9 protein-coding genes and 2 tRNA genes are annotated in these 14,552 nt (G+C 68.0%); 9 read left to right on the top strand and 2 right to left on the bottom strand.

The window, feature by feature from the left end:
* The first annotated feature begins 37 nt into the window (after window positions 1-37).
* The 6 genes from AORI_RS72160 to AORI_RS72135 all read left to right on the top strand — a co-directional run bounded on the left by AORI_RS72160 (window position 38) and on the right by AORI_RS72135 (window position 10,071).
* Window positions 38-604 (top strand): TetR/AcrR family transcriptional regulator, encoded by a 567-nt coding sequence (locus AORI_RS72160; RefSeq protein ID WP_016336529.1) that lies wholly within the window; start codon window positions 38-40, stop codon window positions 602-604.
* Between the two features lie 101 nt (window positions 605-705).
* Window positions 706-2,304, top strand: coding sequence for a phosphoglycerate dehydrogenase (serA, locus tag AORI_RS72155; protein ID WP_016336528.1), 1,599 nt, complete (start codon window positions 706-708; stop codon window positions 2,302-2,304).
* A gap of 305 nt (window positions 2,305-2,609) precedes the next feature.
* A complete protein-coding gene (locus AORI_RS72150) occupies window positions 2,610-6,014 on the top strand; it encodes a S8 family peptidase (protein ID WP_016336527.1) in 3,405 nt (1,134 codons plus the stop codon).
* 236 nt (window positions 6,015-6,250) lie between these two features.
* The gene (locus tag AORI_RS72145; protein ID WP_007031599.1) at window positions 6,251-7,294 is read left to right on the top strand and encodes a 3-isopropylmalate dehydrogenase; all 1,044 of its coding nucleotides are present in this window, start codon (window positions 6,251-6,253) and stop codon (window positions 7,292-7,294) included.
* Between the two features lie 361 nt (window positions 7,295-7,655).
* Complete coding sequence (cimA, locus tag AORI_RS72140) at window positions 7,656-9,281, top strand: citramalate synthase (RefSeq protein ID WP_016336526.1); 1,626 nt, start codon at window positions 7,656-7,658, stop codon at window positions 9,279-9,281.
* A gap of 19 nt (window positions 9,282-9,300) precedes the next feature.
* On the top strand, window positions 9,301-10,071 hold the full coding sequence (locus tag AORI_RS72135; RefSeq protein ID WP_016336525.1) for a fumarylacetoacetate hydrolase family protein: 771 nt from the start codon (window positions 9,301-9,303) through the stop codon (window positions 10,069-10,071).
* Between the two features lie 70 nt (window positions 10,072-10,141).
* Here AORI_RS72135 and AORI_RS72130 read toward each other — a convergent pair whose 3' ends face one another.
* Window positions 10,142-11,380, bottom strand: coding sequence for an FAD-dependent oxidoreductase (locus AORI_RS72130; RefSeq protein ID WP_016336524.1), 1,239 nt, complete (start codon window positions 11,378-11,380; stop codon window positions 10,142-10,144).
* 555 nt (window positions 11,381-11,935) lie between these two features.
* On the opposite strand from AORI_RS72130, the gene AORI_RS72125 reads away from it, so the two are divergent.
* The 3 genes from AORI_RS72125 to AORI_RS72115 all read left to right on the top strand — a co-directional run bounded on the left by AORI_RS72125 (window position 11,936) and on the right by AORI_RS72115 (window position 12,996).
* Complete coding sequence (locus AORI_RS72125) at window positions 11,936-12,670, top strand: HAD family hydrolase (protein ID WP_016336522.1); 735 nt, start codon at window positions 11,936-11,938, stop codon at window positions 12,668-12,670.
* A 51-nt stretch (window positions 12,671-12,721) separates the two neighbouring features.
* Window positions 12,722-12,793: transfer RNA gene (locus tag AORI_RS72120), tRNA-Gln, on the top strand.
* Between the two features lie 130 nt (window positions 12,794-12,923).
* A tRNA-Glu gene (locus AORI_RS72115) sits at window positions 12,924-12,996 on the top strand.
* Window positions 12,997-13,115: 119 nt separating this feature from the next.
* Here the strand turns inward: AORI_RS72115 and AORI_RS72110 are convergent.
* Window positions 13,116-14,462, bottom strand: a complete 1,347-nt coding sequence (locus tag AORI_RS72110) for an AAA family ATPase (protein WP_123798596.1) — start codon at window positions 14,460-14,462, stop codon at window positions 13,116-13,118.
* Between the last annotated feature and the right edge of the window lie 90 nt (window positions 14,463-14,552).

Raw genomic sequence — 14,552 nt, 5'->3', positions numbered from 1 at the left:
CTGCCTCCGATTTGTCGAGACTAGGCTCGGGAGCGCGATGGACACCCAGAAGAAGCCGCTGCGGGCGGACGCCCGGCGCAACTACGAGCGCCTCCTCGAAGAGGCGAGGCACGCCTTCGCCGCGAACGGGGTCGAGGCGTCGCTGGAAGAGATCGCGCGCCGCGCCGGAGTCGGCATCGGAACGCTCTACCGGCACTTCCCGACGCGAGAAGCGCTGGTCGAGACGGTGCTGCGTGACGGCTTCGACGCGCAGGCCGAGGCGGCTCGCGAGCTGCTGGGCTCGCCGGAGCCGGTGGAGGCGTTGAAGGCCTGGTTCGCCGGGATGGGTGAACAGTCGGCGCGCTACCGGGGGCTGCCCGAGCTGATGGTCGACGTCCTCAACGACGAGACTTCGCCGCTGTATGCGTCCTGTCACGCGATGCGGGACCAGGTGTCCCAACTGGTGGAAAGGGCGAAGGCCTCGGGCGAGCTCCGGGCCGACGTCACAGTGCACGAATTACTGGTGCTGCTGCACGCGCTTTCCTGGGCCAGCGAACACCTTTCGGGTGACGAGGGCCTCGAACGGCTCCTCGAGCTCGTTTTCGCGGGATTACGGGCGAGTTAACAATCCCCTGTCACCAGGTCTAAACTGCGGCGCAACCGGGCACAACGGCGTGACCGTCAACAGTGAGTCGCAGGCACAGACCAGATAGTGGGAGCCGTATCGTGACCAAGCCGAACAAGCCCGTCGTCCTCATCGCCGAGAAGCTCGCGCCTTCCGTGCTGAGTGTCTTCTCCGACGAGGTCGAGGTCCAGCATGTGGACGGCACGGACCGCCCCGCGCTGCTCGAAGCCGTGAAGACGGCGGACGCGCTGCTCGTGCGGTCCGCGACCAAGGTCGACGCCGAGGTCCTCGGCGCCACCACCTCGCTCAAGGTCGTCGCCCGCGCCGGCGTCGGGCTGGACAACGTCGAGGTCCCCGCCGCCACCGAACGCGGTGTGCTGGTGGTCAACGCGCCGACGTCGAACATCGTCTCCGCCGCCGAGCACGCCGTCGCGCTGCTGCTCGCCGTCGCCCGCCGGGTCCCGGCCGCGGACCAGAGCCTCCAGGGCGGCGCGTGGAAGCGCAGCGCCTACTCCGGCGTCGAGATCCAGGGCAAGACCATCGGTGTGGTCGGCCTCGGCAAGATCGGCCAGCTGTTCGCGCAGCGGCTCGCCGCGTTCGACACCAAGCTCATCGCCTACGACCCCTACGTCTCGGCCGCCCGTGCCGCGCAGCTCGGCATCGAGCTGGTCACGCTGGACGAGCTGCTGGAGCGTGCCGACGCGATCTCCATCCACCTGCCGAAGACCCCGGAGACCAAGGGCCTCATCGGCGCCGACGCGCTCAAGAAGACCAAGCAGGGCGTCATCATCGTCAACGCCGCGCGCGGTGGCCTGATCGACGAGCAGGCGCTGGCGGACGCGGTCAGCTCCGGCCACGTCGGCGGTGCCGGTATCGACGTGTTCGTCACCGAGCCCACCACCGAGAGCCCGCTGTTCGGCCTGCCGAACGTCGTCGTCACCCCGCACCTGGGCGCTTCGACCGCCGAGGCGCAGGACCGCGCGGGCACCGACGTCGCGAAGTCCGTGCTGCTCGCGCTGCGCGGCGACTTCGTGCCGGACGCGGTGAACGTCGCGGGCGGCGGCACGGTCGGCGAGCACGTCCGGCCGTACCTCTCGCTCACCCAGAAGCTCGGCACCGTGCTGACCGCGCTGAACCCGAAGGCCCCGGCCTCGGTCACCGTCGTGGTCAAGGGCGAGCTGGCCGCCGAGGACGTCAGCGTGCTGCCGCTCGCGGCCGAGCGCGGCGTGTTCTCCGGCGTCGTCGAGGACCAGGTCACCTTCGTGAACGCGCCGCGTGTGGCCGAAGAGCTGGGCGTCCAGGTCGATCTCGTCACCGAGACCGAAAGCCCCAAGTTCCGCAGCCTGGTCACCGTCCGCGCCGTGCACGCCGACGGCACCACCCTTTCGGTGTCCGGTTCGGTCACCGGCAAGGACGAGGTCGAGAAGCTGGTCGAGGTCAACGGCCGCCACTTCGACCTGCGCGCCGAAGGCAACGTGCTGCTGCTCGAATACCCGGACCGCCCGGGCATCATGGGCCGCGTCGGCACGCTGCTCGGCGAGGCGGGCCTCAACATCGAGGCCGCGCAGATCAGCCAGACCACCGACGGCGCGGACGCGGTGATGCTGCTGCGCGTGGACCGTTCCGTCGACTCGCACCTGCTGGAGCCGATCGGCGCCACCGTGGGCGCGCACACGATCCGCGCGGTCAACTTCGGCTGACCTCCAAGTACATGAAGGCCCCCTTCCTTGCGCCTAGGTACAGGAAGGGGGCCTTCATGTACTTCTCCGCAATTAGCCGACTAACTGTGGTTGTTGTGTGTGCGGGGTTCGCGAGATCGCAGAGCAAGATTCAATAACGGTGAAAAATGCCTACTGAAGTCGGGCTGGTCCCCCGATAGGTTCTTCCGGCGAGGCCGAACCATCGCGCCGTCAAGGGCACGGCGCGGCGCCGGGGCTCACCGTCGGGGGTGTGTTCGAGCGGCAGGCAGGTTCCGAGTCAAGGCCTCGAGTGAGGGCACGTACTCATGAACAGATCCCGCGTACCCCGGTGGGCCATCCGCTCATCGGCCGCGGTCTTCGCCGCGTTGCTCGTGACGTCCGTGACCGGGGCGTCCGCGGCCGCGCAGGATGTCCCCCTCGCGGACGGCGTCACGCCGGCGAAGATCGACCGTAACGGATTCCAGGGGAAGGTCGAGCCGAAGCTCAAGGCCGCCCAAGGCAAGATCACCGCCTTCGTCGAGCTGGCCAAGCAGCCCGCCGTCGACGCCTTCAACGCCGAGCAGAACAAGGGCGCAGGCAAGGAAAAGGCGAAGAAGGCCGCGAAGGACGCCAAGGCCGACGCCGCCGCGACGGTGAACTCCGTCGTCGGGCAGCTCAAGGCCGCCGACGCCGGCACCCAGCTGGTCACGCAGACCGCCAACGCGGTCGCCGGAGCGGTCGTCACGGCCGACGCGGCGAAGATCCGCGAGCTGGCGAAGCGGCCGGATGTCGTCTCGGTCAAGAAGGTGGTCCCCAAGACCCGCACCAACTCCAGCGCGGTCCAGCTGACCAACACGCTCGCGTCGTGGCAGCAGACCGGCCGCTACGGCGACGGCATCCGCGTCGGCGTGATCGACGACGGCATCGACTACACCCACGCCACCTTCGGCGGTCCGGGTACGGCCGAGGCCTACAACGCGATCAACCGCGACCAGGCCACCCCCGCCTTCCCGACCGACAAGGTCGTCGGCGGTATCGACCTGGTCGGCGACGCCTACGACTCGGGCAGCGACGACCCGGCCCTCAACACCCCGAAGCCCGACCCCAACCCGATCTCGTGCGGCCACCACGGCACGCACGTCGCGGGCACGGTCGCCGGCTTCGGTGTCGACGAAGCGGGCAAGACCTTCACGGGCGACTACAAGAAGCTCAACAAGAAGAAGATCGAAGCGATGCAGATCGGCCCGGGCACCGCGCCCAAGGCCCTGCTGTACGCGATCAAGGTCTTCGGCTGCGACGGTTCGACCAACGTCACCTCGCAGGCGCTCGACTGGTCGCTCGACCCGGACGGCGACGGCGACTTCACCGACCACCTCGACGTGGTCAACCTGTCGCTGGGCGGCGACTTCGCCACCCCGGACGACCCGGACTCGCTGTTCGTGCGCAAGATCGCCGCGAACAACGTCGTCCCGGTGTTCTCCGCGGGCAACGGCGGTGACCTCAACGACGTCGGCGGCGCGCCGGGCAACACGCCCGAGGCGCTGACCGTCGCCAGCAGCCGTGACGCGTCCGTCCTTCGCGACGCGGTCGAAGCCGTCGCTCCCGACGGTGTCAAGGGCGCGAAGACCGGCCAGTTCAGCCAGAACTACGCGACCTACGACACGCTCGACGTCACCGCGCCGGTGGTCACGCTGTCGGCCGACAACGCCGCCGGCTGCAAGCCGTACTCCGAGGCCGACAAGGCCAAGGCCGCGGGCAAGATCGTGTTCCTCGAATGGGACGACAACGACGCGACCCGTGCCTGCGGTTCGGGCGCCCGGTCGAACAACGCGCAGGCGGCCGGTGCCAAGGGCGCGCTGTTCTCCTCGACGCTGGAGCACTTCTCGGCGGGCATCGCGGGCAACGCCGCCCTGCCGACGTTCCAGCTGACCGGCAGCGCGACCGCCTCGGTCCGTCCCGCGGTGGCCGCGGGCACGCTGCAGGTCCGCATGACCGGCAAGGGCCGGGTGTCCGTGCCGACCACCGACCAGTCCATTGTGGACACTCCGAGCTCGTTCACCTCGCGTGGCGGGCGCGGCCCGGCCGTCAAGCCGGACGTCGCGGCGCCCGGTGACTCGATCTCGTCCGCGCTGAGCGGCAGCGGGTCCGGTCGCCTGGTCATCTCGGGGACGTCGATGGCGGCTCCGCACACCTCGGGTATCACCGCCCTGATCCGCCAGGCGCACCCGGACTGGTCGGTCGAGGAGGTCAAGGCCTCGGTGATCAACACCGCCGGCCACGACATCCGTGACGCGTCGGGCCGGGTCTACGGTCCGCAGCGCGTCGGCAGCGGCCGGATCGACGCGAAGGCCGCGCTGGACAACCAGGTCCTGGCCTACGTCGTCGACAACCCCGGCTTCGTCTCGGTCAACTTCGGCGTCGTCGAAGCGGGCGGCCCGGTCACCCTGACCAAGACGGTCAAGGTGGTCAACAAGGGCATCAAGCCGGTCGAGTACTCGGTGGGCTACGAAGCCGTGAACTCGCTCCCCGGTGTCGAGTACACAGTGGACAAGCCGACGGTGAAGCTGAGCCCGCGCGGTATCGCGCTGGTGAAGGTGACCCTGAAGATCGCCGACCCCAAGGCGCTCCGCAAGGTCATGGACCCGACCATGGCGGCCACGCAGGTCGGCCTCGCCCGGCAGTTCGTGGCGGACGCCTCCGGCCGGATCGCGTTCACCCCGAAGAGCGGCACGACCGTTCCGCTGCGGCTCTCGGTGTACTCCGCGCCGAAGCCCGTCTCGTCCATCAACACCCCGGGCAACGTCAACTTCGGCGCCGGCCAGAACCAGGCCGTGCTGAACCTGACCGGCAAGGGCGTGGATCAGGGTTCCGGTGCGCAGCGGTACCGCTCGCTGATCAGCGTGCTCGAACTGCAGGCGGAATCCCCGCAGCTGCCGGAATGCGACGGCGACGTCACGACCGACTGCACGCTGAACCAGACCGCCAAGGGTGCCGACCTGCGCTACATCGGCGCGGCGTCGACCGCTCCGCTGGCCAAGGCGCAGGGTGAGCCGGAGAACGCGTTGCTGGCCTTCGGTCTCACCACCTGGAGCGACCTGGCCAACCTGGGCAGCAACACCTCGCCGTTCGTGGACATCGACACCACGGGCGACGGGCAGCCGGACTTCGAGACCTATGTGACCAAGGTGACGTCGACCGACGTCCTCGTGGCGGTCACCGTGGCGCTGAAGCCGGGCTTCCCGCAGGTGGACATCCAGCCGATCAACGGCCAGCTCGGCGACGTCGACACGAACGTGTACGACACCAACGTCGTCGTACTGCCGGTGAGCATCGCCGCGCTGGGCATCGACCCGAACGCCGCGTCGCACAAGATCAGCTACACCGTCGGGACCTCCGGGTTCTACGCGGCGCCGGGTGCGGACTCGTCGACGATCGACTACGTCGGCACGCCGCTTTCGTTCGACGCCTTGGCTCCCGCGTACTCGGTCCAGGGCGGCGGCGACTCCGCGCTGGGCTACGTCGCGAAGCCGGGCACGGCGCTGGTGGTCAACCGCAACGCGGCCGCGCAGGACACCGTGCTGGGCCTGCTGGCGATCGAGCACCACAACGCCTCGGGCAACCGGGCGAACGTGGTGAAGATCCAGACGAACAACGGTGGTGGCGACACGGGTGTCGACCGGCCGGGCAACGGCGGGCGGCACACCGGACGTCAGCCGATCGGTGTGGGCTGACGCGATAGAGCGATAACCCGCGTTCGATGAGGTGAGGGACGCCCTGGCGGCATGCTTTGCGCCAGGGCGTCCCTTCTTGTTTTCACTCTTTCGGCTGTCTCGCTCTGTGGGAGGTTCCGGCATAAGGGTGGTGCGGCTACGGCTACCGGGCTACGGCCGGTAACCTTCCGCTGCTGGCGTTTTCTTGCGGATGGGCCATCCGGACTGCCGGTGGCCTGGTCTACGGAGGTGTGTGGATGCGGCTCGCGGTGATCCCAGGAGACGGGATCGGGCCCGAAGTGGTCTCCGAGGCGCTCAAGGTGCTCGGTGAGGTCGTACCGACGGCGGAGATCACGAACTACGACCTCGGCGCCGCCCGGTGGCACTCCACCGGCGAGCTGCTCCCGGAGTCGGTACTCGGTGAACTCCGTCAGCACGACGCGATCCTGCTGGGCGCGGTGGGCGACCCGACGGTGCCGAGCGGCATCCTGGAGCGTGGCCTGTTGCTGCGGCTCCGGTTCGAGCTCGACCACCACGTGAACCTGCGCCCCGCCCGGCTGTACCCGGGTGTGCGCGGACCGCTCGCCGAGGCGGGCGAGATCGACATGGTCGTCGTGCGTGAAGGCACCGAAGGCCCGTACGCGGGCAACGGTGGCCTGCTGCGCAAGGACACCGAGAACGAGATCGCGACGGAGGTCAGCGTCAACACGGCGTTCGGCGTCCGGCGCGTGGTGACCGACGCGTTCAACCGGGCCGAGGCGCGGCCTCGCAAGCACCTGACGCTCCTGCACAAGACGAACGTGCTGGAGTACGCGGGCTCGCTGTGGTCGCGGATCGTCGAAGAGGTCTCGCTGGAGCACCCGGAGGTGACCGTCGCCTACTCCCATGTGGACGCCGCGACCATCCACCTGGTGACCGACCCGTCCCGCTTCGACGTCGTGGTGACGGACAACCTGTTCGGCGACATCATCACCGACCTGGCGGCCGCCGTGACCGGCGGCATCGGGCTGGCGGCGAGCGGGAACCTCGACATCACCCGGCGGAACCCGAGCATGTTCGAGCCGGTGCACGGCAGCGCGCCGGACATCGCGGGCCAGGGTCTCGCCGACCCGACCGCCGCGGTGCTCTCGGTCTCGCTGCTGCTGGACCACTTGGGACAGAAGGAGGCGGCGCGGCGGATCGAGGCCTCGGTGGCCTTCGACCTCGCGACCCGCGACCAGGCTTCGCCCGGTGCGACGCACGCGATCGGTGACCGGCTGGCGGCTCTGGTGTCGTCGAACGTGCGCCCGGTCACTCAGTAGTAGCTCTGGGACGAAGGGGCCCTTCACCGCATCTCACGCGGTGAAGGGCCCCTTCGCTGCGTTCGGTCTCGGTTCGAAGTCCGTGAAGGCCTCCTTGAGGGACCCAGAGTCCCTCAAGGAGGCCTTCACGGACCGGTTCGGGGATCGATCGGCGGCTCCCAGGAAGTGGGAAGTCTCGCCCGGCTTGTGGACGCCCGGCGAAGCGTGTGCCATGATGCGTCCGTGACCTCCTGCACCATCATTATCGCCGAGCGCGCCGGATAACAGCTCCACAAGAGCCCCCGGCGCGCAACCTCTCGCACCCATGCGGGAGGTTTTTTTGTTGCCTGAACACGTTTCGCCCCACCACGAGGAGATTCCCGTGACCCGCAAGGAGCCCGCCGATACACCGCTCGGCGACGCCTTCCACCTGTACGACACGACGCTGCGCGACGGCGCGCAGCGCGAGGGGATCTCCTACTCCGTCACGGACAAACTGGCGGTGGCGAGGCTGCTCGACGATCTCGGGGTCGGGTTCATCGAAGGCGGATGGCCGGGCGCGCTGCCCAAGGACACGGAATTCTTCGCCCGCGCCGCTTCGGGCGAGCTGAAACTGCGCCACGCCGCGCTCGTCGCCTTCGGCGCGACGCGGAAGGCGGGCACCAAGGCCGAGCACGATCAGCAGGTGCGGGCCCTGCTCGATTCCCAGGCGCCGGTGGTCACGCTCGTGGCCAAATCGGATCTGCGGCACATCGAACGCGCGCTGCGGGTCGACGTCGACGAGGCGTGCGAGATGGTGCGTGACACCGTCGCTTTCCTCGTCGGCGAAGGACGTCGCGTCTTCCTTGACGCGGAACACTTTTTCGACGGCTACGCGTTCTCCCCGGACACCGCGCTGAAGGTGCTCGACGCGGGAATGAACGCTGGCGCGGACGTCGCCGTGTTGTGCGACACGAACGGCGGCCAGCTGCCGCTCGGCCTCGCGGAAACCGTCCGCGAGGTCAAGGAAAGGACCGGATTCCGGCTCGGAATCCATTGTCAGGACGACACTTCCTGCGCGGTGGCGAATTCCGTCGCCGCCGTGCAGGCCGGCGTGACGCACGTCCAGTGCACCGCCAATGGTTACGGCGAACGGGCGGGTAACGCCGATCTTTTCGCCGTGACAGGGAATTTGGTGACCAAGCTCGGCATGGAGGTCCTCCCGACCGGAGGCGCCGCCGAGCTCACCCGGGTCTCCCATGCCCTTGCCGAAATCGCGAACCTCGCCCCCTACACCCACCAGGCTTACGTAGGGGCGTCGGCCTTCGCCCACAAGGCGGGACTGCACGCGAGCGCGATCAAGGTGGATCCGTTGCTGTACAACCACATCGATCCAGCTTCGGTCGGCAACGACATGCGGGTACTGGTCACCGAGATGGCCGGCAGGGCCAGCCTGGAGCTCAAGGGACGTGAGCTCGGGGTCGACCTTGCCGGCCAGCCCGAGGCGCTGACAAGCGCCGTGAAGAAGGTGAAGCGGCTCGAATCCGAAGGCTGGTCCTTCGAAGCCGCGGACGCTTCACTGGAACTGCTGCTGCGGCGCGAGGTCGACGGCCCGCAGAGCGACGTCCTCGACGAACCGCCGTTCGAACTGGAGTCGTACCGCGTCGTCCTGGACCACCGGTCCGACGGCGAGGTCGTCTCCGAGGCGACGGTGAAGGTGCACGTCGCCGGGCAACGCGTGATCGCGACCGCCGAGGGCAACGGCCCCGTGCACGCGCTCGACGCCGCCCTGCGCGAGGCGCTCAGCCCGCATCTGTCCTGGTTGGACAGTGTGGAGCTGGCCGACTACAAGGTGCGGATCCTGCCCGGCCATCCGGGCACGGACGCCGTCACCCGCGTGCTCGTCGAGACCAGCGACGGCGAACGCGAGTGGACCACCGTCGGCGTGCACGGGAACATCGTCGAGGCGAGCTGGCTGGCGCTGTGCGACGCGCTCGTGCACAAGTCCCTCAGGGAGGCCCCGGCGTGAGGAGTCGTACAGTGGGGGAGTGCGTCTAGCCCGAATTGCTCATCCCGGTGGTGTCGCGTTCGCTTCGATCGAAGGGGACGGCGACGACGCCCAGGTACTGGAAATCGCCGAGCACCCCTTCGGCAACCCCAACTTCACCGGCAAGCGCTGGCCGCTCGCCGACGTCCGGCTGCTCGCGCCGATCCTGCCGTCGAAGGTGATCGCGGTCGGCCGGAACTACGCCAAGCACGCGGCCGAGTTCGGCAACGAGGTCCCGCAGGACCCGATGCTGTTCATCAAGCCGTCGACCACGGTGATCGGGCCGAACGTGCCGATCCGCCGCCCGCGCGGCGTCGGCCGGGTCGACTTCGAGGGCGAACTGGCGATCGTCATCGGCCAGCCGGTCAAGAACGTGCCCGCCGCCCGCGCGGCGAGCGCGATCCTCGGCTACACCGTGGCGAACGACGTCAGCGCGCGTGACCTGCAGAAGTCCGACGGCCAGTGGGGCAGGGCGAAGGGTTTCGACACCTTCTGCCCGCTCGGACCGTGGATCGAGACCTCGCTCGACGCGGCCGATCTCGCGCTCAAGTCCGAGGTGGACGGTGAGCTCAAGCAGGACGGCCGGACGTCGGACCTGGTGCACAAGATCCCCGAGCTGGTCGAGTTCGTGTCCGGGGTGATGACCCTGCTGCCCGGCGACGTCATCCTGACCGGCACGCCCGAGGGCGTCGGCCCGATCGAGGACGGCCAGTCGGTCTCGATCACCATCGAAGGCATCGGCACGCTGACGAACCCGGTTCAGGACATCTGACCTCGAGTGTCATGAAAGGGTCGTTCAGGACGTTTTTCGTCCTGAACGACCCTTTCATGACATCTGGAACCTAGCTACCGGCCGGTTCCATCGCCCGCCGCGCGAAGGCCGGGGCGTGCTCGGGCCGCAGCCCCAGCCCCAGCAGCCGCGCGGGGACGTAGGACAGCATGGGGAACCGGCTGAACAGCTTCACCATCGGCGCGGGCGGGCCGTTGCGCTTGCCCGCCATCACCGGCCCCATGACGTTCTTGTGCAGCATCCGCTGCAGCCCCTGCACCAGCATCGTGGGCGCGAGACGACGCTTGCGGACCTTCGCCAGCTCCGCCACCGACGGCCTGCCCCGGCGCAGCGGTTCGGCGAGCAGGGTGGCGGCCGCGACCGCGTCCTGCACCGCGAGGTTGATCCCGACCCCGCCGACCGGCGACATCGCGTGCGCCGCGTCACCGATGCACAGCAGCCCGTCGAGGTGCCACTTCCGCAGCAGGTTCATCTTGACGTCGAGGAATTTGACGTCGTCCGTGGTCTTCAGCTCGTCCACGCGGTCGGCCAGCTCGGGCAGGATCGCGGCCACGTTCTCCCGGAACGCCTCGATGCCCTTCTCGCGCAGGTCCTGGCCCTTGGGGCTGAGGTACGCGATCTGGAAGTAGCCCTTGCGGGGCAGCGGCACGGCGAAGCGGCGATCCCGCATCTTCGGGGTCAGCATGCCCTCGTGTTCGCCCTCCCGCCGCGAGATCCGGAACCACCACGCGTCGAACGGGATGGGGTAATCCTTCGTCGTCAGCCCGGCCTCGCGGCGGGCCAGCGACCAGCGGCCGTCGGCGGCGATCACCAGGTCGGCGCGCAGTTCACCGGTCTTCCCGTCGGCGTCGCGGTAGCGGATCCCGCTCACCCGGCCGTGTTCGAAGATCAGCCCGGTCATCTCGGTGCTCTGCCGCAGCGTGAACGTGGGCTCCTTCGCGCCGGCGTCGGCGAGCAGGTCCAGGAAGTCCCACTGCGGGACCATGGCGATGTACGGATGCGCCACCTTCAGCCTGGTCAGGTCGGCGAGGCGCATCATCGTGCCGTCCTCGGCGGGAAAACCGGCGTAAGCGATCTGGCTGTGCGGCAGGCTGAGGAATTTCTCGCTGAGGCCCAGCTCGTCGAGCAAGGTCAGCGTCGACGGGTGCACGGTGTCGCCGCGGAAGTCCCTCAGGAAGTCCTTGTGCTTCTCCAGCACGGTGACCTCGACCCCGGCCCTGGCCAGCAGCAATCCGGCGACCATACCCGCGGGGCCACCGCCGACGATCACGCAGTTCGTACGTTCGTTCATCCGTCCCACCCCTTCGAAACCCTTATTCATCACTTGTTGAATAAGCTCAGGATGCACCTGTCCGACGAGCGCGTCAAGCGCCATCCGGGCGGATACGCTGTTCGGGCTATGGCCCAGGTCTCACCGGACCGTGTGAGCCGCCGGTCGATCGAGGTGAGTGTCCAAAAAGGACTCCAGGGGTCCACGACCGTCCCGGAAGGACGGCGATCGCGGAAATGCCCTTGTGGACGGTTTCGCGACTCCAAGCCGGGTAAGGATTTCGTTGTCATCACAGGGTGTGCGCGCCGCGAATCGGATGGGGTGCCGCGTATCGACATTTCACCCGGCCGCCCGCGTTAGCCGTTGGCCGGTAACTAAAACACGTCATCTCACCAACTGGGAGTAGAGTGCCCGCGCCGGAACAGACCAGCCTTAATCACCTCATCGGCAGAGTCGCGATCGCGCTGAGTGCCCTAGCCTCACTTGGTGGATTTCGCTCTCGTGCCCCGGACCTCGTCACGAACCACGCCGGACGCTCCGGATGGAGCCCCGTGGGAGCCTCCGGAGTTGCGGTTGGTGTGCCTCGACATCGATGACACGTTGATCGACTGCACCGCGGCGATCCGCCTCAGCCTGGGCGCCCTCACCGGCCGCAACGACCTTTGGCCACTGTGGGATCTCATCACCGAAGAGCATGTCGCGCTGGTGGTGGCGGGCGAAATCGATTACGCGACCATGCATTACCGGCGTACCGAATGCTTCCTCGCCGAGATCGGCATTTTGGCCGACGAAGACCAGGTCAGCGGCTTCGAAAGACGTCGTCGTGAAATTCTCACTCGTTCGTGGCAATTGTTCGAAGATGTCCTCCCGTGCCTGGAATGGCTACGGGCCGCCGGCGTTCTCGTCGCGGCGGTCACGAACGCCTCGGGCGCGCATCAGCGCAAGAAGATCGCCGATCTCGGCCTCGCCCGGTTCTTCGATCACGTGGCCATCGCCGGTGAACTCGGAGTAGCCAAACCCGACCCGGCGATGTTCCACTCGGTCTGCCTCGGCCTCGGCTGCGACCCGGCGCAGGCGGTCCACGTCGGCGACAAGCTCGACACCGACGCCATCGGCGCCCGTGACGCCGGCCTCGGTGCCGTCTGGCTCGACCGGGACGGCATCGCCGAGCGCGCCCCGGCGGGTGTGCACACCATCTCGGGCCTCGACGAGCTGCCTGAGCTGCTGGTTTCCGAGTTCGCGAAGCTCGGCGTGCCCGCTCAGCGCGCTACTGAGACCCCCGCTTTCACGGTGCGGAACAGCGTGCTCTAGTATTCTTTCTCGTGCGGCACCGAGCCGGTCAAGATCGGAACGGTACCTCACTGGGGTATGGTGTAATTGGCAGCACGACTGGTTCTGGTCCAGTTAGTCTAGGTTCGAGTCCTGGTACCCCAGCTGGAGAGCTCTCCGGAGTGAAACACAGAGTGACCCCCCTGCGAAGGCGGGAAACCCGGTCTGGTAAGTTTCTCCACAGCAACACAGCAGGTGAACAACTGAAAATCTCCTCCTGAAGGAGAAGATCCTAGCCCCCGTCGTCTAGCGGCCTAGGACGCCGGCCTCTCACGCCGGTAGCGTGGGTTCGAATCCCATCGGGGGTACAACGCGAAAAGCGCCGATCGAAATGATCGGCGCTTTTCGCTTTTTCGGGAGCTGAGCGTCGGCAACCTTTCGCTGCTGTCGTCCACAGTGGCCGGATCGCCGCGGATTCCGAAGTGGACTAGATGCGGGCGAGTCCGCGGTAGGGCCGCACGACCGCTTCGACGAACGCCGTGATCTGTTCGTCGATATGCGCCTTCTCGTCGGAGTCGTTCTCGACGAGGAACAACCGGCCGGCGATGTTCTTCTGTGCCTTCAGAAGCGCGAAATCGTCCCTGCTGTAGAGGGTGTCCGCGGCGTTGCTGGGCAGCCGATGGTCGTCGGACACCTCGAGGCTGATCGACTGTCCCGCCACCGAGATCTTCGGTGGCTCGCCCCGCCTGGCCAGCCGGGCGGCGCGTTCGGTGTCGGAGGCGCGGACGTGGATGATCTGCGACGCCGCCAGTACCTCGTCGCCGAACACCTGGAGCGCTCCGATCGTGTCGGCCCTGGCGAACTCGACGATCGTGATCGGGTTGCTCCGGCGGTTTTCCCAGACCCGGTGGCCGAGCGTGTGCAGGGCCGGCCGGAGATCGTCCTCGTGCTCCACCTGGAACGCGCCGCCCTCCTGGGCGCTGAAACCCGCGCCGCGGCCGTCGCCGAGGAGCATCAAGGCGTGGAGGAATTCTTCGAACGCGTAGACGTAGTCGTTGAGCTCGTCTACCCGCATCCGCCACCGGCGGAGCTCCTCGGCGAGCGCCCGCCGGACCAGTGACTTGCCTGCCCCCGGCAGTCCGGTGACGAAGACGACCGGTGCGCGGTGACGGAACGCCAGGTGCCGCAGGACCGCGTCTTGCGCTTCGGCCGACAGCTGGTACGTCGCGCGCTGCTCTCGGATCCGATCCGCGAGGCCAGCGTTGCTCCCGGCGAGGAGTTCGCCGGCCAGGAACGATTCGATGGGTTCGGATTCGCTCCACGTCTTGTCGAAGTGGCTGCGGAACACCTTGGCGGCGGAGATCTCGTCCAGCCGTTCGGGCCGGTCCTTCCCACCGTTGCGCCGGTTGAGCACCGTGTGGTGCTCCGAGCCGGAGAACAGGTGGTACGACAGGTGATCCGCGGTCAGCGCGCGGGACACACGGACCTCGATACCCGCGCCGAGCAGCTCCGCTCCGGCGGTGAGGGAAGTGGGCTCGGTCCGGGTGATCACCCGGACCCCGCGGCGGTCGTTGAGCTGCGACCACGATTCCTGGATCTCGGCGACCACCGGGGAGCCTTCCGCCGGAAGCAGATTCGGGACCAGGGCGTCGAGCCGGTCGACGTTGTCGTTCTTGGAGATGACGAGCATCTCCGCCAGGTAGTTCCGCCGGGTCATCCGCTGGGAGAGCCCGGTCGGCAGGCGGGTGCGACGCCACAGGAACCTGACGGTCGCCACGATGAGCGCGACGGCCACGCCGCTGGTCACGGGCACGAGGAGCTGGCTCCAGTTCATCGTGGTCACCTGTCCGGCGCTGTTGTCGGGATGCCTAAGCCGAAGTTTAGGCGAGCCGAACTTTGTTTTCAAGCGCGGCGCACTCCGGGC

The sequence above is a fragment of the Amycolatopsis keratiniphila genome (assembly GCF_000400635.2).
Lineage (GTDB): Bacteria > Actinomycetota > Actinomycetes > Mycobacteriales > Pseudonocardiaceae > Amycolatopsis > Amycolatopsis keratiniphila.
Note: the sequence above shows the minus strand (reverse complement) of the source record. Positions and strands in the feature narration are given on the sequence as shown.

What these genes read in the sequence shown, in the direction of transcription:
- AORI_RS72160 (WP_016336529.1), top strand. Translation starts at nt 38, where the DNA reads ATGGACACCCAGAAGAAGCCGCTGCGGGCGGACGCCCGGCGCAACTAC.
- AORI_RS72150 (WP_016336527.1), top strand. Translation starts at nt 2,610, where the DNA reads ATGAACAGATCCCGCGTACCCCGGTGGGCCATCCGCTCATCGGCCGCG.
- AORI_RS72145 (WP_007031599.1), top strand. Translation starts at nt 6,251, where the DNA reads ATGCGGCTCGCGGTGATCCCAGGAGACGGGATCGGGCCCGAAGTGGTC.
- AORI_RS72130 (WP_016336524.1), bottom strand. Translation starts at nt 11,380, where the DNA reads ATGAACGAACGTACGAACTGCGTGATCGTCGGCGGTGGCCCCGCGGGT.
- AORI_RS72110 (WP_123798596.1), bottom strand. Translation starts at nt 14,462, where the DNA reads ATGAACTGGAGCCAGCTCCTCGTGCCCGTGACCAGCGGCGTGGCCGTC.